Annotated in this window: 20 protein-coding genes, 1 tRNA gene and 1 pseudogene; 9 read left to right on the forward strand and 13 right to left on the reverse strand. The window is 65.6% G+C overall.

Annotation, left to right across the window (positions count from 1 at the left end; genetic code table 11):
• Window positions 1-253: 253 nt before the first annotated feature.
• On the reverse strand, window positions 254-487 hold the full coding sequence (locus AC27VL_RS02205) for a hypothetical protein (protein ID WP_089240228.1): 234 nt from the start codon (window positions 485-487) through the stop codon (window positions 254-256).
• Window positions 488-647: 160 nt separating this feature from the next.
• Between AC27VL_RS02205 and parE the strand changes: the two genes are divergently transcribed.
• The 3 genes from parE to AC27VL_RS02220 all read left to right on the forward strand — a co-directional run bounded on the left by parE (window position 648) and on the right by AC27VL_RS02220 (window position 4864).
• On the forward strand, window positions 648-2537 hold the full coding sequence (parE, locus tag AC27VL_RS02210) for a DNA topoisomerase IV subunit B (protein ID WP_346558359.1): 1890 nt from the start codon (window positions 648-650) through the stop codon (window positions 2535-2537).
• Between the two features lie 153 nt (window positions 2538-2690).
• Window positions 2691-3269 carry a GNAT family N-acetyltransferase gene (locus AC27VL_RS02215; RefSeq protein WP_205403928.1) on the forward strand — a complete coding sequence of 193 codons (579 nt, stop codon included), beginning with the start codon at window positions 2691-2693 and terminating at the stop codon, window positions 3267-3269.
• Between the two features lie 98 nt (window positions 3270-3367).
• Window positions 3368-4864 (forward strand): S10 family peptidase, encoded by a 1497-nt coding sequence (locus AC27VL_RS02220; protein WP_089240223.1) that lies wholly within the window; start codon window positions 3368-3370, stop codon window positions 4862-4864.
• Window positions 4865-5165: 301 nt separating this feature from the next.
• On the opposite strand, the gene AC27VL_RS02225 is transcribed toward AC27VL_RS02220, so the two are convergent.
• Both AC27VL_RS02225 and AC27VL_RS02230 read right to left on the reverse strand, forming a co-directional pair.
• Window positions 5166-6287, reverse strand: a complete 1122-nt coding sequence (locus AC27VL_RS02225) for an inorganic phosphate transporter (protein WP_089240221.1) — start codon at window positions 6285-6287, stop codon at window positions 5166-5168.
• A 13-nt stretch (window positions 6288-6300) separates the two neighbouring features.
• Window positions 6301-6927, reverse strand: coding sequence for a DUF47 domain-containing protein (locus AC27VL_RS02230; protein ID WP_025878890.1), 627 nt, complete (start codon window positions 6925-6927; stop codon window positions 6301-6303).
• Window positions 6928-7219: 292 nt separating this feature from the next.
• Between AC27VL_RS02230 and AC27VL_RS02235 the strand changes: the two genes are divergently transcribed.
• Complete coding sequence (locus AC27VL_RS02235) at window positions 7220-8524, forward strand: hemolysin family protein (protein WP_223880018.1); 1305 nt, start codon at window positions 7220-7222, stop codon at window positions 8522-8524.
• Window positions 8508-9161 carry an exopolysaccharide biosynthesis protein gene (locus AC27VL_RS02240; RefSeq protein WP_488765436.1) on the forward strand — a complete coding sequence of 218 codons (654 nt, stop codon included), beginning with the start codon at window positions 8508-8510 and terminating at the stop codon, window positions 9159-9161. The genes AC27VL_RS02235 and AC27VL_RS02240 overlap by 17 nt, the downstream gene beginning before the upstream one ends.
• A gap of 127 nt (window positions 9162-9288) precedes the next feature.
• On the opposite strand, the gene AC27VL_RS02245 is transcribed toward AC27VL_RS02240, so the two are convergent.
• The 4 genes from AC27VL_RS02245 to AC27VL_RS02260 all read right to left on the reverse strand — a co-directional run bounded on the left by AC27VL_RS02245 (window position 9289) and on the right by AC27VL_RS02260 (window position 12439).
• Window positions 9289-9786 (reverse strand): pyridoxamine 5'-phosphate oxidase family protein, encoded by a 498-nt coding sequence (locus tag AC27VL_RS02245; RefSeq protein WP_488765438.1) that lies wholly within the window; start codon window positions 9784-9786, stop codon window positions 9289-9291.
• A gap of 67 nt (window positions 9787-9853) precedes the next feature.
• Window positions 9854-10849, reverse strand: coding sequence for an LLM class flavin-dependent oxidoreductase (locus AC27VL_RS02250; protein WP_488765440.1), 996 nt, complete (start codon window positions 10847-10849; stop codon window positions 9854-9856).
• Window positions 10850-11040: 191 nt separating this feature from the next.
• Window positions 11041-11808: a sulfurtransferase gene (locus AC27VL_RS02255; protein ID WP_205403932.1), complete on the reverse strand. Its 768-nt coding sequence runs from the start codon at window positions 11806-11808 to the stop codon at window positions 11041-11043.
• A gap of 265 nt (window positions 11809-12073) precedes the next feature.
• Window positions 12074-12439: a DUF6164 family protein gene (locus AC27VL_RS02260; protein ID WP_488765441.1), complete on the reverse strand. Its 366-nt coding sequence runs from the start codon at window positions 12437-12439 to the stop codon at window positions 12074-12076.
• A 68-nt stretch (window positions 12440-12507) separates the two neighbouring features.
• Between AC27VL_RS02260 and AC27VL_RS02265 the strand changes: the two genes are divergently transcribed.
• Both AC27VL_RS02265 and AC27VL_RS02270 read left to right on the forward strand, forming a co-directional pair.
• Window positions 12508-12942, forward strand: coding sequence for an FKBP-type peptidyl-prolyl cis-trans isomerase (locus AC27VL_RS02265; protein ID WP_488765442.1), 435 nt, complete (start codon window positions 12508-12510; stop codon window positions 12940-12942).
• Window positions 12929-14176 carry a TIGR03862 family flavoprotein gene (locus AC27VL_RS02270; protein WP_488765443.1) on the forward strand — a complete coding sequence of 416 codons (1248 nt, stop codon included), beginning with the start codon at window positions 12929-12931 and terminating at the stop codon, window positions 14174-14176. The genes AC27VL_RS02265 and AC27VL_RS02270 overlap by 14 nt, the downstream gene beginning before the upstream one ends.
• 25 nt (window positions 14177-14201) lie before the next feature.
• On the opposite strand, the gene AC27VL_RS02275 is transcribed toward AC27VL_RS02270, so the two are convergent.
• The 5 genes from AC27VL_RS02275 to AC27VL_RS02295 all read right to left on the reverse strand — a co-directional run bounded on the left by AC27VL_RS02275 (window position 14202) and on the right by AC27VL_RS02295 (window position 19306).
• A complete protein-coding gene (locus tag AC27VL_RS02275) occupies window positions 14202-14663 on the reverse strand; it encodes a GNAT family N-acetyltransferase (protein ID WP_488765444.1) in 462 nt (153 codons plus the stop codon).
• Between the two features lie 43 nt (window positions 14664-14706).
• The gene (locus AC27VL_RS02280) at window positions 14707-16329 is read right to left on the reverse strand and encodes an FMN-binding glutamate synthase family protein (protein ID WP_108266618.1); all 1623 of its coding nucleotides are present in this window, start codon (window positions 16327-16329) and stop codon (window positions 14707-14709) included.
• A 45-nt stretch (window positions 16330-16374) separates the two neighbouring features.
• Entirely contained in the window at window positions 16375-17661 is a 1287-nt protein-coding gene (locus tag AC27VL_RS02285; protein WP_100552122.1) for a nucleotide sugar dehydrogenase, read from the reverse strand.
• A 111-nt stretch (window positions 17662-17772) separates the two neighbouring features.
• Window positions 17773-18225 carry a BLUF domain-containing protein gene (locus AC27VL_RS02290; protein WP_240196353.1) on the reverse strand — a complete coding sequence of 151 codons (453 nt, stop codon included), beginning with the start codon at window positions 18223-18225 and terminating at the stop codon, window positions 17773-17775.
• Between the two features lie 58 nt (window positions 18226-18283).
• Entirely contained in the window at window positions 18284-19306 is a 1023-nt protein-coding gene (locus tag AC27VL_RS02295; protein ID WP_100552121.1) for a TraB/GumN family protein, read from the reverse strand.
• Between the two features lie 115 nt (window positions 19307-19421).
• On the opposite strand from AC27VL_RS02295, the gene AC27VL_RS02300 reads away from it, so the two are divergent.
• Window positions 19422-19508: transfer RNA gene (locus AC27VL_RS02300), tRNA-Leu, on the forward strand.
• A 575-nt stretch (window positions 19509-20083) separates the two neighbouring features.
• Complete coding sequence (locus tag AC27VL_RS02305) at window positions 20084-20515, forward strand: site-specific integrase (protein ID WP_488765540.1); 432 nt, start codon at window positions 20084-20086, stop codon at window positions 20513-20515.
• 17 nt (window positions 20516-20532) lie between these two features.
• On the opposite strand, the pseudogene AC27VL_RS02310 reads toward AC27VL_RS02305, so the two are convergent.
• Window positions 20533-20817: pseudogene (locus AC27VL_RS02310) on the reverse strand (lysozyme); the annotation flags it as partial.
• Between the last annotated feature and the right edge of the window lie 20 nt (window positions 20818-20837).

The raw sequence follows: 20837 nt of genomic DNA on the forward strand, positions 1-20837 counted from the left end.
CCTGCGAGTTCGGGGCGGCCGTGCCGGTCACTTCGACCGTCACCTGCGACCCGCTTTGCTGGAGGCCACGCTTGGCCGTGCCAGCCCATTCGCAAATGGTGGACACGCACTTACTCCCGGAAAGCCATAGTTTACAGATAGATGGCCGCCAACCCAAGGGGCAGATGGCGCGATCGGCAAAAAGAAACGCCCCGCTGGGCGGGGCGTTCAACGCTGAAACCCTTGTGGCAAGGGCTTCGGAGGGGCAGAAGAATTACTTCTTCTTGCGTGCCTCTTCCTCTTCTTCCTGCTGCGGCACCGGCTGGCCCTTGGCCTTCATCTCGGCATTGGCCTGCGCGCGGCGCTTGGCCTTGGCGTCGGCTTCGGACTGTGCCTTGTCGGCCTGGTCACCCTGCTGCGGAGCAGGCTGGCCGGCGTTCTGCGCCAGCACCATCGGCACTGCAACAGCGGCGGCAGCCAGGATCGCAATGGTCAGCAACTTCTTCATGGAGTCCTCCTCGCGGTATGGCTCGGATATGGGGGGCGCCGGTGTTCGGTTCCAGCGGCTGCCATTTTACCCCCTCCCCGCCAACGAGGCTGAACCGCAGGCGTGCAAATTCCCGGTCCAGACCGCACACTTGCCCGTCGCTCCACGCTTTCGAAGACAGATGAACGCCCGCTATAACGCCGCCGATATTGAAGTCCTGTCCGGCCTTGACCCGGTCAAGCGCCGCCCCGGCATGTATACCGACACCGCGCGCCCGAACCACCTGGCGCAGGAAGTGATCGACAACTCGGTGGACGAGGCCCTCGCCGGCCATGCCCGCTCGATCGAGATCACCCTGTTCAAGGACGGCAGCGTGGAGGTCAGCGATGACGGCCGCGGCATGCCGGTGGACATCCATCCGGAAGAGAAGATCCCGGGCGTCGAGCTGATCCTTACCCGCCTGCATGCCGGCGGCAAGTTCAACAACAACAACTACACCTTCTCCGGCGGCCTGCATGGCGTCGGCGTCAGCGTGGTCAATGCGCTGTCGACCCTGGTGGAAATCCACATCAAGCGCGAAGGTGCCGAACATCGCATCACCTTCCGCAACGGCGACCGCGCCTCGCCGCTGGAAGTGGTCGGCACCGTCGGCAAGAAGAACACCGGTACCCGCCTGCGCTTCTGGCCGGACCCGAAGTACTTCGATACGCCCAAGTTCGCCGTGCGTGCGCTCAAGCACCTGCTGCGCGCCAAGGCCGTGCTGTGCCCCGGCCTGACCGTCAAGCTGACCGACGAAGCCACCGGTGAAGTCGATACCTGGTACTACGAAGACGGCCTGCGCGACTACCTGAAGATGGAGCTGGGCGATCGCGAATCGCTGCCGGCCGATCTGTTCGTCGGCAACCTGAAGAAAGACACCGAGATCGTGGACTGGGCCGTGGCCTGGCTGCCGGAAGGCGAACTGGTGCAGGAAAGCTACGTCAACCTGATCCCGACCGCGCAGCACGGCACCCACGCCAACGGCCTGCGCACCGGCCTGACCGAAGCGCTGCGCGAGTTCTGCGACTTCCGCAACCTGTTGCCGCGCGGCGTCAAGCTGGCCCCGGAAGACGTGTGGGACCGCGTGTCGTTCGTGCTGTCGCTGAAGATGACCGACCCGCAGTTCAGCGGCCAGACCAAGGAACGCCTGTCTTCGCGCCAGGCCGCAGGTTTCGTCGAAGGCGCCGCGCACGATGCGTTCAGCCTGCTGCTGAACCAGAACGTGGAGCTGGGCGAGAAGATCGCGCAGATCGCCATCGAACGCGCCAGCGCGCGCCTGAAGACCGAGAAGCTGGTTGTCCGCAAGAAGGTCACCCAGGGCCCTGCCCTGCCCGGCAAGCTGGCCGACTGCATCAGCCAGGACCTGTCGCGCACCGAATTGTTCCTGGTCGAGGGCGACTCGGCAGGCGGCAGCGCCAAGCAGGCCCGCGACAAGGACTTCCAGGCGATCCTGCCGCTGCGCGGCAAGATCCTCAACACCTGGGAAGTGTCCTCCAACAGCGTGCTGGCCTCGGAGGAAGTGCACAACCTGGCGGTGGCCATCGGCTGCGACCCGGGCAAGGAGGACATCAGTGGCCTGCGCTACGGCAAGGTGATCATCCTCGCCGATGCCGACTCGGACGGTCTGCATATCGCCACCCTGCTGACCGCACTGTTCCTGAAGCACTTCCCGGCGCTGGTCGATGCCGGCCACGTGTTCGTGGCGATGCCGCCGCTGTTCCGCATCGACGTGGGCAAGCAGGTGTTCTACGCCCTGGATGAGGAAGAGAAGCGCTCGATGCTGGACAAGATCGAACGCGAGAAGATCAAGGGCGCCATCAACGTGACCCGCTTCAAGGGCCTGGGCGAGATGAATCCGCCGCAGCTGCGTGAATCCACCATCCACCCGGACACCCGTCGCCTGGTGCAGCTGACCGTCGACGATCGCGAGCAGACAAGCTCGCTGATGGACATGCTGCTGGCCAAGAAGCGTGCATCGGATCGCAAGGGCTGGCTGGAGAGCAAGGGCGATCTGGCTTCGCTGGAAGCCTGACGCTCGCGGCCCTCCTGTAGAGCCGAGCCCACGCTCGGCTGCATTTCGCGCCGTGCCGGGCAGCCGAGCATCGGCTCGGCTCTACAGACATCACGCCCCCATCGGCAAACCCTGCGGGTCCATAATGCGCGCTCATCCGCGTGGACGACCCCATTGCCCGCCAACTCGCTGCTGTTTCCCGGGCTGCCGCTGCACAGCGCGCGCCTGGTGCTGAGCCCCATCCGCCGCGATGACGCCGCGGCCCTGTTCGCCCTGCAGTCCGACCCGGACGTGATGCACTGGTGGAACCACCCGGCGTGGACGCGTCCCGCCGAAGCACGCGCGCAGATCGACGACGACCTCGCCGCACAGGCGACCGGCACGCAATTGAAGCTGGCCCTGCGCGAATCGGTGGACGGCCCGCTGCTGGGCATCTGCGTGGTGTTTGCCCTGGATCGCGACGCCGCCCGCGCCGAAATAGGCTATCTGCTGGCACCTGGGAGGCAGGGCCATGGCTACATGCATGAAGCGCTGCAGCGGGTGCTGGCCTATCTGTTCAACACCCTGCAACTGCATCGGGTGGAAGCCGAGATCGATCCACGCAACGAGGCCTCGGCACATGTGCTCGAACGCCTGGGTTTCCACCGCGAAGGCCTGCTGCGGCAGCGCTGGCGTATCCGCGGTGAACTGTCGGACTCGGCCGTGTATGGGCTGCTGGCCGACGACGCTGCGCCAGCTGCCACCTCGGCTTGACCGGATCAGGCCGCAACGCTGGCCCATGCCTTTGGACACATACGGTAGGCGGCGCCCCGTCCTAGCATCGGGGTCCCTTCCGCTGCCGTTCCGGTGCCATGAAGTTCCTGCTGCACTCTGCCGCGCTCTGCGTCGGCCTGCTGATCGCCCCTGTCTGCGTACTGGCCGCTCCTGCTGCTGACAGCGCCTCCGAAACGAAAGAAGAAAAGACCGAGGCCGCTCCGCTGCCGGCCGATGCGTCGGCTCGGCAGAGCATGCGCCTGGCGGGCCGCACCCTCGACTACACCGCCACCGTCGGCACGCTGCCGGTACGCGATGCGAAGGGCAAGGTGATCGCCGATGTGGTGTTCACCGCATACACCATGCCGGGCAAGGACCGGCCGGTGACCTTCGCGCTCAATGGCGGCCCCGGCGCGTCGTCGGTGTACCTCAACCTGGGCGCCATCGGCCCGAAGGTGGTGACCTTCGGTTCGGAAGGCGACAGCGCATCGGCGCCGGCGAAGCTGCACGACAACCCCGGCACCTGGCTGGACTTCACCGACCTGGTGTTCATCGACCCGGTCGGCACCGGCTTCAGCCGCGCCCGCATCGGCGATGACGAAGCGAAGAAGCAGCTGTACAACCCCAGCGCCGACATCGAGTACCTGTCGCGCTCGATCTACGACTGGCTGCTGCGCAACCAGCGCATGGGCGCGCGCAAGTACCTGACCGGCGAGAGCTATGGCGGCTATCGTGGCCCGCGCATCACCCACTTCCTGCAGACCCGCCTGGGCGTGGCGATGAACGGCCTGGTGCTGGTGTCGCCGTACCTGAGCCCGACCCTGGAAGACAACGCCGATGTTTCGCCGATGGCGTGGATGCAGACCCTGCCCTCGATCGCGGCGGCGCACCTGGAGCGCCAGGGCAAGCTGACCGACGCGGCGATGCGCGAGGTGGTCGAGTACACCCGCGGCGACTACGCCACTGCGTTGATGAAGGGCCGCAGTGATCCGCAGGCGACCGAGGCGATGCTGCGCCGTGTGGCCGAGTTGACCGGCCTGGACCCGCAGTTCGTGCGCCGCGCTGGCGGTCGCCTGGAAACCCAGGCCTACCTGCGCGAGGTGTTCCGCGACAAGGGCACGCTGGGAAGCCGCTACGACTCCAACGTCACGGCATTCGATCCGTTCCCGAACGATCCAGAGCAGCGCGCCAACGATCCGCTGCTGGACAGCATCATCGCGCCGACCACCACGGCGATGGTCGACTTCGTCACCCGCGAGGTCGGCTGGAAGGTGGATGCGCGCTACCAGGCGCTGAACTACGACGTGAACCGCCTGTGGGATCGCAATGGCGACCTGCGCGAGGGTGCAGTGACCCAGCTGCGCCAGGCGGTGGCGATCGACCCGCATCTGCAGGTGCTGATCGTGCATGGCTGGAATGACCTGTCGTGCCCGTTCATGGGCTCGATCCTGACGGTGGACCAGATGCCGACGATGGGCAGCAATCCGGACCGCGTGCAGGTGCGCAGCTATCCAGGCGGGCACATGTTCTACAGCAGGGCTGACAGCCAGGCGGCGTTCCGCAGGGATGTGCAGGCGCTGTTCCAGCGTAATTGAGGGGTGTGTGGGCCGGGCCTGCGGCCCGGCACCCGCAGAGGCCAGAGCAACGGCAAAGGCTCGGCCTCTGGAGGGCGGCGGGATGGGGTGGGTGTGCAGGACACGCCGTGAACCCGTCCTTGGGGGCTCGATGGCGCCATCCATGGCGCCAACGGTCCTGCACACCCACCCCACCCCGTCGCTGACAGGTTCACGCGACCTGCAGTAGATCCACGCCATGCGTGGATACGGGGAAATGATCTGCCATGAAAAAAGCCCGCCGGAATCCGGCGGGCTTTTTTTTGCCGCGTTGGCGTGGAACTCAGGCCCAGCCGAACAGCTCGAACAGCTTCAGGATCAGGTAGGCGCAGCCGCCTGCCGCCGGGATGGTCAGGATCCAGGCCCAGACGATGCGCTCGATCACGCCCAGGCGCAGCGAACGCGGGTTCTTGGCGAAGCCGACGCCCATGATCGCGGTCGAGATGCTGTGGGTGGTCGACACCGGCATGCCGAAGTGGGCAGCCACGGTCAGCACGGTGGCCGAGCTCGTTTCTGCGGCGAAGCCGTGGATCGGATGCAGCTTGACCATCTTGTGGCCCAGGGTCTTGATGATCTTCCAGCCGCCCGAGGCGGTACCGGCGGCCATCACCACGGCACAGGTCAGCACGATCCACATGGCGATGCCATCACCGGCGTGCGCGTCCGGATGCATGAAGGCAAGCCACGACGGCAGGTCGTTCAACGCGCCGGTCGCTTCGGCGCCGATCAGGGTCATGGCGATGATGCCCATGGTCTTCTGCGCATCGTTGTGGCCGTGGGCGAAGCCCATGTAGGCCGCCGAGGCGATCTGCGCCTTGCCGAAGAACGCATTGACGATGCGCGGGCGTGCCAGTCGGCCGATCGCGCCGCCGATCTTGGCCAGGCCGGCGATCAATGCCCACAGCAGCACCATCACCACGATGCCGAGCAGGAAGCCGGCAATCGGCGAGGTGATCATCGGCACGAACACCTTCCACAGCAGGCCCTTGTTCTGCGCCCAGCTGCCGAAGCGTTCCGACCAGATTAGCGCATCCCAGTTGTTGTGGGCTGCGGCCAGGCCGGCACCACACAGGCCGCCGATCAGCGCGTGCGAGGACGAGGACGGCAGGCCCTTCCACCACGTGATCAGGTTCCAGATGATGCCGCCGAGCAGCGCGCACAGGATCACCTGCGGGGTCACATCGACCACGTTGGTGTTGAGCAGGCCCGACGCGATGGTCAGGGCCACGGCGGTGCCGGTCAGCGCACCCAGCAGGTTCATGAACGCGGCGAGCATCACCGCCCAGCCGGGCGAGAGCACCTTGGTCGCCACCACGGTGGCGATGGAGTTGGCGGTGTCGTGGAAGCCGTTGATGAACTCGAAAACGAGCGCGGCCAGGATCACCACCAGAACGAGGGTCAGCATGCTGTGGCGTCCGTCAGCTGTTCTTCAACACGATCTGGTAGGCCACCACGCCGGCTTCGCGGCAGCGGTCGATGGCCTTCTCCAGGATCTCGAAGAATTCCTTCAGCAGGAACATCTGCAGGTTGTCCAAGCGACCGGAGTAGATGTCGCGGTACAGCTCGAGCATCAGGCGGTCGGCCTCGTTTTCCAGCGAACGCAGACGCTCGTTGAGCGCGGTCATCCGGTCCAGGTTCATGTGGCGCAGGTCGGCGACCATCTCCACCACCACGCCAGCGGCCTGCTCGAGCATCGCCGCGCGGGGCGCGAAGTCGATGTGCTCCAGGTGGGTCGTGGCCAGCGAATAGCGATCGGCGAACTTCTCGATCTGCTTGGGAATCTTGTACAGGGCCGAGCCCAGCGCTTCGATGTCTTCGCGCTCGATCGGGGTCATGAAGCTGTCCACCAGCGCCTGGCTGATCTTGTCCGAGGCCGCGCGTTCGCGCAGTCGGGCCAGCTTGAAGGCATCCAGGGCGGGCTGGCGATCGGCGTCGCGCAGCATCGAATGCAGTGCCTTGGCGGCATCGGAAGCCGCGACGGCAGCCTCATCAAGCAGGGTGTAGAACTGTTTGCCGGAACCGAAAATGGTCTGCAGAGAGAACATTGAGAAACCTGTCAGCCGTCGCGGGAAGGACGGCACCAGTGCGAATTATGACGGCTAGATGACCATCACGGGTATCCCTGCCCCCTTTTCGGGGCCGGGAGGCCCAAAACTGAACAGGCATTTGCCACCCAGCCACGGCCCTTTGCTAAGATGCCAGCGCGCCTTCGGGCGCACCTTATGGACGACGACCCTTATCCCCCAGCGCCGCGCCGGACCCTGTTCCTGAGCGCCTGCCGCCATCGCAAGCACCCGCCCTCCCTGTCACCAACCGGGGACGATGCCCGTGTTTGAAATGATCCTGATTGTCTTCGCGCTCGTTCTGTTGAACGGCTTCTTTGCCATGTCCGAGATGTCGGTCATGACCTCGCGCAAGAGCCGGCTGAAGCAGCTGGCCGGCACCTCCAAGCGCGCGGCCAAGGCGCTGGAGCTGTCGGAGAAGCCGGAAGCGTTCCTGTCCACCGTACAGATCGGCATCACCGTGATCGGCGTGCTGACCGGCTTCCTCGGCGGCGAAGCACTGGGCGAGGCCATCGGCGGCTGGATCCAGGGGCTGATGCCGGGCTTCGCCTATGCCGGTGCCGTTGGCAAGGCGCTGGCGGTCACCTTCATCACCTTCATCACGCTGATCTTCGGCGAACTGGTACCCAAGCGCCTGGCCCTGACCCGTTCAGAGGACATCGCCGGACTGGTGGCGCTGCCGATGAGCTGGCTGGCCAAGCTGGCCTTCCCCTTCGTCTGGCTGCTGTCAAAGACCACCCAGCTGGTGCTGCGCCTGTTCGGCCTGGGCAAGGACGAGGTCGCGTCGGTCACCGAAGAGGAGATCCGCATGCTGGTGGCCGAGAGCCACGAGGCCGGCGTGATCGACAGCCACGAACGCGACATGATGAACCGCGTGATGCGCTTGGGCGACCGTACCGCCGACAGCCTGATGACCCCGCGCAACCGGATCGCCTGGCTGGACACACTGGGTGGCCTGGACAAGAACCTGGAGATCATGGCCGAGCACGAGTTCTCGCGGTACCCGGTGTACCGCGACAACGACATGGACGTGGTCGGCGTGCTTGAGCTGAAATCGCTGGCCACGCGCATGGCGCGCGGCGACAACGCGCTGTTCCAGACCCTGCGCGAGCCGCTGTACGTCTCTGAATCCACCCATGCGATGAAGCTGCTGGAGATCTTCCGCGAAGAACAGCAGTCGATGGCGCTGGTGGTGGACGAGTACGGCGAGATCCAGGGCCTGGTGACCATCAGTGACCTGATGGGCGCAGTGGTCGGCCGCCTGCAGGCGACGGAGAATGCCGACGAAGACGCGCTGGTGGTGACCCGTGAAGACGGTTCGCTGCTGGTGGACGGCTCGCTGCCGATCGAGGATCTGCGCGAGCTGATCGGCAGCAACGACCTGCCCGACGCCGAGGATGGCGACTACTACACCCTGGCCGGCATGTGCATCCACTTCTTCGGCCGCATCCCGCACGCGGGCGAGTACTTCGACTGGGCCGGCTGGCGCTTCGAGGTGGTCGATCTGGACGGTGCGCGCGTGGACAAGCTGCTGCTTCGCACCCTGTCCGACGAGCAGGCCGATGAGCTCACCGCCTGAGTCCGGCCCCGGCGCTGCGCCGCCGGAGTACCGCAACGAGGGCATCCGCACCCTACTGGCGATGTTCGCCTTCGGTGACCCGGCCCAGCACATGAAGCTGGGGCAGATCCTGCAGGATCTGCAGCAGAGTGCCTTCGGTGTGTTCCTGTTCGTCGCCATCCTGCCCGCCTTCATCCCCATCCCGGGGCTGGGCGGTGCGGTCAGCGGGCCGCTGGTGATCCTGATCGGCCTGCAGATGCTGTTCTGCATGCGCCGGCCCTGGATGCCCGGGTTCATCGCCCGTCGCGGGCCCAAGCGCGGCACCATGCACCGGTTCCTGGACCGCATTGATGGTGCCCTGCGCAGGCTCGACCGCATGCTCAAGCCGCGCATGCCACAGCTGCTGACGCCTGCACCGGCCCACGCCTTCAGCGGCCTGCTGCTGGTGCTGCTGGGCCTGCTGCTGTCGCTGCCGATTCCGTTCACCAACTATCTGTTCGGCTTCCAGCTGCTGTTGTTCGCGCTGGCTCTGCTGGAGCGCGACGGTGCGCTGATGTTGTTCAACTGGGTGGCTGCAGCGGTGGCGATCGCGTTCTTTGGATTCAGTTCCGGGCAGCTGGTGGGCTACACCGTCGAACTGCTCCAGCGCTGGTTCTGAGCGCAGGCAATTTCCGGGCGATTCCCATCCACGCATGGCGTGGATCTACTTCGGATCACCTGCATCCACGCGTGGCGCGAATCTACCTTGAACCCAGTAGATCCACGCCATGCGTGGATGCGGCACCTCAACGCAGGTCGATGAAGCCGTTGTCACCCAACTGGGCCGGCTCATCCTGCACGGCCGACAACACGAAACTGAGGGCCGAGCCCAGCAGCGTGCCCGGCCCGTCCCAGTATTCGGCGGTCTCCGCACGCACGTGGATCAACCGCAATTTCGGATCATCGGGACCACCGGGAAAGAACAGCTTCATCGCCGGCGACCACAGCTCTTCGATCTTGGCGCGGTCATCGACGATGCGCGCCACACCCGCCACCGAGACATACGTATTCTTTGACGGTGAGGCATAGGCCACGTTGACCCGCGGGTCGAGCGCGATCTCGGCCACTTTCGGGCTGTCGGCAGCGGTGGCGAACCACAGGTCACCATCGAAGGCGACCTGCTGGGTGCCGAGCGGGCGGCTGTAGAGGCGCCCGTCAACACCGCGGGTGGTGAACATCGCCACCTCCACGTCCTTGATCAGTTCGGCCAGCTGGGCAATGTGTTCGGTACGGGACTGGTCCATGGGGGACTCCGGAGGTGTGAGTCCCCATCAGACGCGCCTGCGCCGCAAATTGCCGTGACGCAATTGTTCAGCCCGCGTGGCGGGCGTGCCAGGCGTGCATCGCCAGCTCGAACGAGCGCAGACGCGCGCGGTGGTCGTACAGGTTGGCGGTAAGCATCAGTTCGTCGGGCTGGTGGCGTTCGACGAACGCTGCAATGCCGTCGGCCACCTGCTGCGGATCACCCAGCACGGTGCACGCCAGCGCCCGCTCCACGCCCAGCTTCTCGTGCGGTTCCCAGAACGGTTCGATGTCATCGATCGGCGCCGGGATCTTGCCCGGACGGCCGCGCCGCAGATTGACGAAGCTCTGCTGCTGGCTGGTGAACAGCCGGCGCGATTCGGCCTCACTGTCACTGGCCACCACGTTCAATGCCAGCATCGCGTGCGGTTGCTTGAGCGTGGCCGAAGGGCGGAATTCGCGGCGATACACCGCCAGCGCTTCATCCATGGAATCGGGGGCGAAGTGCGAGGCGAAGGCGTACGGCAGGCCCATCGAGGCGGCCATGCGCGCGCCGAACAGGCTGGAACCCAGGATCCAAGTCGGCACCCGAAGGCCGCCACCCGGTACGGCCTGCACCGCCTGACCGGGCTGCACCGGCTCGAAGTAGTGCAGCAGCTCACGCACGTCCTGCGGAAACTGGTCGGCGCTGTCGAAATAACGGCGCAGGGCGCGCGCCGTCGGCTGGTCGGTACCCGGTGCACGGCCCAGGCCCAGGTCGATGCGATCCGGGTACAGCGAGGCCAGGGTGCCGAACTGCTCGGCCACCTGCAGCGGCGCGTGGTTGGGCAGCATGATGCCGCCGGCGCCGACACGGATACGTTTCGTACCACCGGCCACATGGCCGATCAGCACCGCGGTAGCGGCACTGGCGATGCCAGGCATGTTGTGGTGTTCGGCCAACCAATAGCGGCGGTAGCCCAGCGCATCGGCATGCTGGGCCAGCTCGAGCATGTTGGCGAAGGCGGCAGTGGTATCGCTGCCCTCGCAGACCGGGGCCAGGTCGAGGATCGACAACGGGATCATCAGGCGGTTTTCCGTTACAGGATCCCCTGTTGATGGGGTCGCCCCGCCCCGGCGGCCAGTGCCGGTAGCGGGACGCTGATTCCTGTGGGACGGATTCAGCGCCACAGGCCTGTGTAGAGCCGAGCCCACGCTCGGCTGCATTTCCCCGGTGCACAGCAGCCGAGCGTGGGCTCGGCTCTACACAAGGCGGGTCAGAACGCGCTGGGGCGGGGTTCCGGCAACGGTTCGTCCACCAGCGGCTTCAGTTCGGCGTCCAGCGCAACGCGTTCGTCGAACACGAAGCAGCGGCCTTCGTAACCCTCGCCACCCACTTCCTCGAAGTAACCGAGGATGCCGCCATCGAGCTGCAGCACGTTGTCCATGCCGTCGTTGAGCATCCACAGCGCTGCCTTCTCGCAGCGGATGCCACCGGTGCAGAAACTGACCACGGTGCTGTCCTTCAGCGCCTCGCGATGGGGTGCCAAGGCTTCGGGCAGATCGGTGAACTTGTGGATGGGCAGTACCAGCGCGTCCTTGAAGGTGCCGTACTCGATCTCCTGCAGGTTGCGCGTATCGAGCATCACTACCGGCTTGCCGGCATCATCGTGCCCCTGCCGCAGCCAACGCTGCACGGTGGCGGGATCGATCGCCGGCGCGCGCGGGTAGTCCAGCGGCTGGCCATCGTCACGGCGGAAGCTGATGATCTCGTCCTTGACCTTGGCCTTCAGCCGCGCGAACGGCTGGTGCTCGCTGAAGCTGGTCTTGACCCGCATGTCGGCGAAGCGCGCATCTGCACGCAGTTCCGCGTAGAAGCCATCGATAGCAGACGGTGCCCCCGCCAGGAACAGGTTCAGCCCCTCGCCCGCCACCAGGATCGTGCCCTGCAGGCCGGACGCCTCGGCACGCGCCTGCAGCTGGTCACACAGGGCCTGCGGAGCGTCGATGACGGCGAAATGATAAGCAGCGGTATTGGCGATCATCCCGCCATTTTACCGCCTGACCGCCCCCGTATCAGCCTCCACCGTTCATCCACGCATGGCGTGGATCTACAGACGCCGGAAACTGTCGAAGGCGGGGCAGTGTGGGTTTGCGGGGTGTGAGCCGCATGGATGCGGCGACCAAGCCCCCATGGACGGGTTCACGGCGGCCCCGCAAGCCCACACTGCCCCGCCATCCCACGGAAAGCCGCTTGTGATGTTGCTTGAATGCCTCTGCGGGTGCCGGGTGCAACCCGGCCGAACACCCTTACCCCCGCAGCAGCATGAACGGCAACAGCACCAATGCCGCCGCCACCGCCATGCCCAGCAGCACCAGCACCACGAACCCAGGGCGACGCCGGAACAGGCTGCCAAAGGTCTCGGCGGTGCCATCGCGCAGGGCCTGCTCGCGCTCGGCGCGCACCCGCACGCCGCGGGCCGCCTGGTACTCGGCCATCAGCGCCTTGGCACGCGGCTGGTCGGTATCCTCGCGCAGCCACAGGCCACCATTGGAGATGCCCCAGGGGCTGGGTTCGGTGCGGTACCAGGCGATGCCATGCTGGTCGAGCAGCGTGCAGACATCGGCATATTCGTCGTTATCGACATTGCGCAGATTGAGCAGGAGTTTTGCCATGTGCCCATGATACCCGGCGCCGATGCGCTAACCTTGCCGCCCTTGACTCATCACCCACGGAGACGCCGATGCGCCGCCTGCTGCTTCCCCTGCTGCTGTCCCTCGCCGCCGTTGGTTGCTCGACGGAACCGCCTGGCCCGCCCCCGGGAGGCACCATCGCCGCTTTCGAGCGCATCGATACCCAGCCCGGCACCGGCGCCGAGGCCGTGCCGGGCCAGAAGGTCAGCGTGCATTACACCGGCTGGATCTACGACGAGCGCGCCGACAACAAGCACGGCAAGACCTTCGACAGTTCGGTCGAACGCGGCGAGCCGTTCACCTTCACGCTGGGCGCCGGCCAGGTCATCCGCGGTTGGGATGAAGGCGTGGCCGGCATGAAGGTCGGAGGCAAGCGCACGCTGATGATTCCGCCGGAATTCGGCTATGGCGATCGCCAGGTCGGCCCGATCCCGGCGGGTTCATCGCTGGTGTTCGATGTCGAGCTGCTCAATGTCCAGCAGTGAAGTACGCCCGCCGCGCCGCGTCGCCGTCATCGGCGGCGGCCCGGCGGGGTTGTTTGCCGCTGAGAGGCTGCGCGCGGCCGGGCTCGACGTTGATCTGTACGAGGCCAAGGGCTCGCCGGGCCGCAAGTTCCTGATCGCCGGCAAGGGGGGGCTCAACCTCACCCATTCCGACCCGCGTCCGCTGTTCGACAGCCGCTACCGCGAGCAGGCCGCCAGCGTCGGCCAATGGCTGGACGGCTTCGACGCACAGGCGCTGCGCGACTGGGCCGCAGGCTTCGGTGTGGAAACCTACGTCGGCAGTTCCGGCCGCGTGTTCCCGGTTGACCGCAAGGCCGCACCGCTGCTGCGCGGCTGGGTTCGCCGGCTGAAGGAACAGGGCGTGCGCCTGCACGTCAACCAGCGCTGGCTGGGCTGGAGCGAAGACGGCGCACTGCGCTTTGCCACCGAGACGGGTGTGCTGGACGTGCGCGCCGACGCGACCGTGTTGGCGCTGGGTGGCGGAAGCTGGCCGCAGCTCGGCAGCGACGGCGCATGGGTTCCGGTGTTGCAGGCCCGCGCCGTGGATATCGCGCCGCTGCAATCGGCCAACTGCGGATTCGACGTGGCGTGGACACCGTTCTTCGCGCAGCGCCATGCGGGCGCGCCGCTGAAGCCGGTCGTCGCACATTGGCATGGCCTGGACGGTGAGCCCCGCTCGCTGCAGGGAGAATGCGTGGCCAGCGAGTACGGTATCGAAGGCAGCCTGATCTACGCCCTGTCGGCCGACCTGCGCGACACCATCAACCGCGACGGCCACGCCACGCTGTGGCTGGATCTGGTTCCGGGCCGCGACGAGGCACGCCTGCAGTCCGATCTCTCGCAGCCGCGCAAGGGCCGCAGCTTCGGCGAGCACCTGCGTCGCCAGGCTGGGCTGGACGCCGTGAAGACCGCACTGGTATTCGAAACGCTGGGCAAGGATGCCGGCAACGATCTGTCCGCCGTAGTCACCACATTGAAGCGGTTGCCGCTGCGCCTGTTGCGCCCGCGGCCGATGGCCGAGGTGATAAGTACGGCAGGCGGCGTGCGCCTGGATGCGCTGGACGATGGATTGATGCTGCGTGCCGTGCCGGGCGTGTTCTGCGCGGGAGAAATGCTGGACTGGGAAGCCCCGACCGGTGGCTACCTGTTGACGGCGTGCTATGCCAGCGGACTGCGTGCGGCAGAGGGCGTAACGGCGTGGTTGGCCACGCGTTGATCAACGTGCGGTAGCGCCGGGCACATCAGGCTGGCCGGCGCATTTTCACCGAAGCCAACGCTACGCCACTGGGGTGCGGATACAGTTCCTCGCGTTCGGCCACAAAGCCCTGCCGCTGGTAGAACGGCACGGCATTGAGCGAAGCCGACAACACCACCTCGCGTGTTGGATCGGCCATCGCCAGCAGCCGCTGCATCAGCGCCTGGCCAACCCCCTGCCCGCCCTGAGCCGGATCAACGAACAGCGCGTCGATCTCATTACCCTCGGCATCGAGCACACCGAACCCCAGCACCTCGCCCCGATCATCCTCGGCGACGACACAGCCGCCCTGCCCCAGCAACCGCGAGTACTGCACCGGCGGTGGCGATGCCGACCACGGCGCGATCACTTCCGGCGGATAGTGGCTGCTGCACAGCTCGCGTACGCAACGCGTTCGCAAGGCCCACAGCGTGCTTACATCATCGTTGGTGCCGGTCCTGAACTGCATGCAATCTCCGTATGCGTCTGCTTTTCATGTCCTGCAACGCGGCTCATCGCGATTTGCTGGCCCGCAGCGCCTGGATCTTCGGCGGCGGCTGGAAGGAATCACTGCGCGCATCGGCCCAGAACGAATGGAACACCGCGTGGTCGGGCACCTTGTGCAGCAGTTCGCCCGGCTCCAGGTAGCGGTACAGCGAGGCCAGCGAACGGATCTCGACCGGCGACACCCGGCGCAGGATGTGTTCCGGACCGAGCTCGGCCGGATCGTTCAAGCCCGCCGCACACAGCAACTCCTTCAGCGCATGCAGGGTGTGCTCGTGGAAGCTGTACACGCGCGTGGCCTTGTCCGGTGCATCCAGATGCTTCCAGCGCGCCGGATCCTGGGTAGCGATGCCGGTCGGGCACTTGTCGGTATGGCAGCTGAGCGACTGGATGCAGCCCAGCGCGAACATGAAACCGCGCCCGGCATTGCACCAGTCGGCGCCCATCGCAATGGTGCGGGCGATATCGAACGCGCTGGTTATCTTGCCGGCCGCGCCGATGCGGATGTGCTCGCGCAGGTCCAGGCCCACCAGGGTGTTGTGCACCAGCAGCAACGCCTCGTGCATCGGCACACCCACGTGATCGACGAACTCGGCGGGTGCCGCACCGGTGCCGCCTTCGGCGCCATCGACGACGATGAAGTCAGGCAGCAGACCGGTCTCGTGCATCGCCTTGGCGATGCCGAACCACTCCCATGGGTGGCCGATGGCCAGCTTGAAGCCGACCGGCTTGCCACCGGACAGCTCGCGCAGGCGGGCGACGAACTGCAGCAGTTCAACCGGCGTGGAGAACGCCGAATGGCGTGACGGAGAAACACAGTCCACGCCCATCGGCACGCCACGCGTCACCGAGATCTCGGCCGTCACCTTCGGCGCCGGCAACACGCCGCCGTGGCCGGGTTTGGCGCCCTGCGACAGCTTGATCTCGATCATCTTGACCTGCTCGAGCGCGGCATTGATGGCGAAGCGTTCCTCGCTGAAGCCGCCCTTCTCGTCGCGGCAACCGAAGTAACCCGAGCCGATTTCCCAGACCAGGTCGCCGCCCATCTCACGGTGATAGGGCGAAATCGAGCCTTCGCCGGTGTCATGGTAGAAACCACCCCGGCGCGCGCCTTCGTTCAACGCACGGATCGCGTTGGCCGACAGCGAGCCGAAACTCATCGCCGAGATGTTGAACACGCTGGCCGAATAGGGTTTGGCACAGTTCGCACCGATCAGCACGCGGAAATCGTGCTTGGCGATGGTGGTCGGCGCCAGTGAATGGTTGATCCATTCGTAGTCCACCGCATAGGTGCTGCGCAGGGTGCCGAAGGGCACCGTATCCATCTGGTTCTTGGCACGCTGGTAGATCAGCGCGCGCTGCTGCCGCGAGAACGGCACATCCTCCAGATCGCTCTGCACGAAGTACTGGCGGATCTCCGGGCCGATGGATTCCAGGCCGTAGCGGAAGTGCGCCATCACCGGATAGTTGCGGCGCAGGGTGCTGCGCTTCTGCAGCAGGTCCCAGGTCCCCAGCGCCACCATCGCAGCTGTAAGGCCGACGCCCCAATACCAGGCCGGCCAGATCGTGGCCAGCCACAGGCAGATCGGAAACATCAGGATGGCGAGCAGGTAGACGATATACCGGTGCATGGCGTTCCTCGGTTGCAACTGCCCCCGAGTCTACCGCGCAAGCACCTACAGGCGATCGTCGACCACGCTGCGCGGCCAGGCAGACTTCACGTCGTAGACCAATCCACCGGGCGCCAGCAGGCTGCGGATATGGGCATCGTCCATCGCCTTGAAGCTCTCATGAGCCACCGCCAGCACCACTGCGTCGTAGCTCCCCGCCGTCGGCTCAGCCAGCCAGTTCACACCCTCGTCCGCCAGTGCGGCCGGCCCCACCCACGGATCGCTGACGTCCACCTGCGCGCCGCCGTCGGCCAGCCGCTGGGCCAGTTCCAGCGCGCGACTGTTGCGCAGGTCCGGGCAGTCCTCCTTGAAGGTCACGCCCAGCACCAGGATGCGCGAGTGCGCCGGTGAGCGACCGCGTTCGGCCAGCATCGCCAACACACGATTGGCCACATGTTCGCCCACCCGGTTGTTGACCTGCCGCGCAGTATGGATGAGGTCGGGGTGGTAGCCCACGCTTTCGGACTTGTGCAACAGGTAGTACGGGTCCACGCCGATGCAGTGGCCTCCCACCAGCCCCGGACGGAACGGCAGGAAATTCCATTTGCTGCCTGCCGCGTCGAGCACATCCTGGGTGTCGATGCCGAGGCGGTCAAAGATCAATGCCAGCTCGTTGACCAGCGCGATGTTGACGTCGCGCTGGATGTTCTCCACCACCTTGGCCGCTTCGGCGACCCGCATCGACGGCACCGGGAAGGTGCCAGCGGTGATGATCCGCTGGTACAGGCCATCGACCACCGCAGCCACCTGTGGCGTTGAACCGGACGTGATCTTGCGGATGTCGGCCAGGCGCCGTTGACGATCGCCAGGGCTGACCCGCTCTGGGCTGTAGCCGCAGTAGAAATCCTCGTTGAAGCGAAGGCCCGAGCCCTGCTCCAGCAGTGGTACGCAGACTTCTTCGGTGGTGCCGGGGTAGACGGTGGATTCGTAGATCACCAGGTCACCGGCGCGAAGATGGCTGGCGATCAGTCGCGTCGCCGAGCGCAATGGCTCCAGATCGGGCTGCTCGTAGGCATCGATCGGCGTGGGCACGGTGACGATGTACACGTTGCAGGCGTCCAGCTGCGCCGGATCGCTGCTGTAGCGCAGCAGCGACGCGCTGGCCAGTTCGTCCGGCTCCATCTCCAGCGTGTGGTCCTGCCCGCCAGCCAGTTCGGCGATGCGCGCAGCGTCGATGTCGTACCCCAGCGTGGGCAGCTGCCGGCCGAAAGCCACCGCCAACGGCAGCCCGACATACCCCAGGCCGATGATGGCCGGGGACGGCATCTGTGCTGCGCCGATCGGCGCGCTCACGCGCGGCGTCCAGCAGCTGGCGACGGTGTCCAGTGGGTCATGCGAGGGTCCGGGTGCAGGCAAACATGCCGACAAGATTAACCGCGGCAGCGCCGCCAGACCACGCCGGACTCAGGATCCGAGGCTGACGGCAGCCGGCTCGAGCTCGCCGTGGCCCCCGGTCCAGGCCCGCAGCAACAGGCAGAAGCCGTGGTCCAGATGGTTCTGTTCCAGACTGAAACCATGCCACGGGGCCGCCACGATGCTGGCCAGCGTCGCCGGATCCACATGCCGGTTGGCCATCGTCCAGCGCGGGAACCAGCGGGTCGCGATCGGGCCTGCGGCAAGCTGGACGACGCTGCCGTGGCGCCGCGCGTTGCTGATGCGCGCGTGCACCGAGGCCAGACCATCCCGCGGACCTTCGATGTACTGCAGGAAACGGCTGCCATCGAACATCAGCACTCCGGTCACTCCGGCCATGCGATTGAACGCGGTCGCATCGGCCAGCAGCGCATCGAGCTCAGGCACGTCCAGTCCCTCCCTGGCCGTGCTGACATAGGCGTACGCATGCAACGGCATGTCCATCACTCCCCTCCTGAGTGCAGAGGAATATGACAGGAAGCACGAGGACTTCAAGCGTTGGCTATTCCGGCGGCGCCTCGACCTGGTAGCCGCGCTGCACCAGCGCATCCAGATAGCCTTCGCCCAGCAGCAGGCTGACCGGCACCGTCGCGAACGTGCCAGCGTGATGGGTCAGCGCCGCATCCACGCCCTGCAGCCAGCGTGTGCGCACCTGCTGTGGCATGTCGCTCCAGCCACGCCTGCGCACGAAGGCCGAATCCTGCAGCAGTTCGCGGCAGGTCTGGGCCATCGCCGAGCCCGACAGCCGACGCAGTGCGGCGACATCGCCGAGTGCCCAGGCATTGGCCCGCTCACGCAACACCGGCGCCTGGAATTCCACGGTGTCGAGCGTGCGTTCGAAGCACGCACGGTCATCGACTTCGGTGGCCTGCAGTTCCTTCAACGTGCCACGGATGTCGTCGACCTTCAGCTTCACCTGCACATCTTCCGGCGTCAGATCGCGGGCCTTGTAGGCGCGCCCGAGCGCTTCCTTCACCTGCTTGCCGTCACGCAGGCCGTTGCGCTTGAGGAACGCCTGGTACAGGCGACCGGAGGCCACCAGCGGACGGTCCTTTTCCACGCCACGGTCATTGCCCATGTAGGTCTGTTTCAGCCCCAGCCAGCGTGCGTACGTTGCCGCCGGCAGGATCTGATCCAGCGTGCGCCCCTGCGGATCGCGAGCGGTCTTCATCGCCAGCGGAAGCAGGGTCAGGCCCTTGAACACACCGATCTTCGCATCGAGGCTGAAACCCGGATCGCCCAGCACATGGTCGACACCGGCGATGGTCCGTTCGACTTCATCCGAGCGCCATTGCACGCCGCTTGGCAACGGCGAGACCGTTCCCAGGATCCACAGCACATGCCCCTGTGGAGCGGTCACCTTCCAGAGCCCGGGGCCGGGTTGTTCACCGGTCACCTGCACCGTGTCCATGTCCACCACCGGGCCAGTGGACGCTGGTGCCTGCTGCGCGGCGGCCGGGCCTATCGCCAGCATCAGCCCCAGCACGGCACTGCATCCGATCCATCGCTTGCCACGTGCACGCATATCGCCATTCCCGGAAACGTTGGCGGACTGTACCCAGCCCCGCGCCCGACTGCGTAAAAGCAGCGTTAGCCGGCGGCAGCGGCGGCGATTCCGTTACAATCGGCGCGCGCTGCAGGCCCGGATGGCGAAACTGGTAGACGCATCGGACTTAAAATCCGCCGGGGGAAACCCCATGCCGGTTCGATTCCGGCTCCGGGCACCACTGCATGTTTTGGGGAGCCTACGCGCCCACAACGATTCGCCACGAATCGACACAAAATCAGCCATTTAGACGCGTCAAAGAATCCGCACTCACCCCGATACGCCCGGACTTGCCCGGCTACTCTCCCCAAAATTTCCCCATATGATGCGGCCATGGCCAGCATCCAACGATCAGGGAACAAGTGGCGCGAACAGGTGTACGTGGCCGGCGTTCGCGACTCCACTACCAAACAAACGAAGCAGGAAGCTGCGAAGTGGGCTCTTGAGCGCGAGGCTGAGTTGCAAGGCGGGAAGCTGCCTGACAAGTCGCTCCGTGAAGCCATGGGTCGCTGCGTCAAGGAAGAGGCGCCCAAGCGAGCTGGGGAGCGGTGGGAGTCTGTACGCATTGCTGCTTGGGAACGATCGTTACCACTCATGGATCGGCGTATTGCCGCAATTGATGCCTCGGACATCATCGCTTGGCGGAATGGAAGGCTTAAGCAGGTCAAACCTGGAACGGTTGCCCGGGATATGAACCTGATGCGGTCCGTGTTTGAGACAGCGCGCCGCGAGTGGAAGTGGATCAAGCAGAATCCGATGTCTGATGTTCGTTGGCCCCAGCAGCCCAAGGGTCGGGCGCGACGTGTGTCCCCCACCGAGGAGGCCGACTTGGTCACAGCGTTTGGCCTACATAAGGGCCTATTTGGGGAGACTGCAACCCAACGGACGGGTTTGGCCTTCTTGCTCGCCCTCGAAACCGCTATGCGATCAGGCGAAATTCTGTCGCTTACATGGCCGAACGTGCATCTATCTGAGCAGTATGTGCACTTGCCGAAGACTAAGAACGGTGGCGCACGGGACGTTCCGCTTAGCCGGCGAGCATGCGAAATCCTGAGGGCACTCCCCTTGAGATTCGGACCAGTGTTTCAGCTTAAGGCAAGCATACGGGACGCACTTTGGCGGAAGATCCGCGACAGGACCGGGCACCGAGAGGTCCATTTCCACGACAGTCGAGCGGAAGCCATATAGCGGCTATCCAAGAAACTCGGCGAGAACTCTTTCAGGCCCAGCGTCTTCCTGTACGAGTCGTAGTAGCGGCGCAGCAGCTGGTAGCGGCCGGCGGCTGTGGACTGGATATCCAGCTTGGGCAGGGCCACCAAGACTCGCGGATGATCGGCGTAGCCCTCGAACAGCTGGCCGCCAACGATCACGTCATAGCCGCGGTCCTTGGTGGGCTACTTATCGTTGTCCGTACCTTCGGACCAGGCCAGCATATCGAGGAAGGCCACGACGTTCACGCCGCCAGCCTGCTGGGGAGTGATCTGTGCCATGACTTTTCATCCAGCATATT

Source organism: Stenotrophomonas sp. 14P6.2.3 (genome assembly GCF_057799055.1).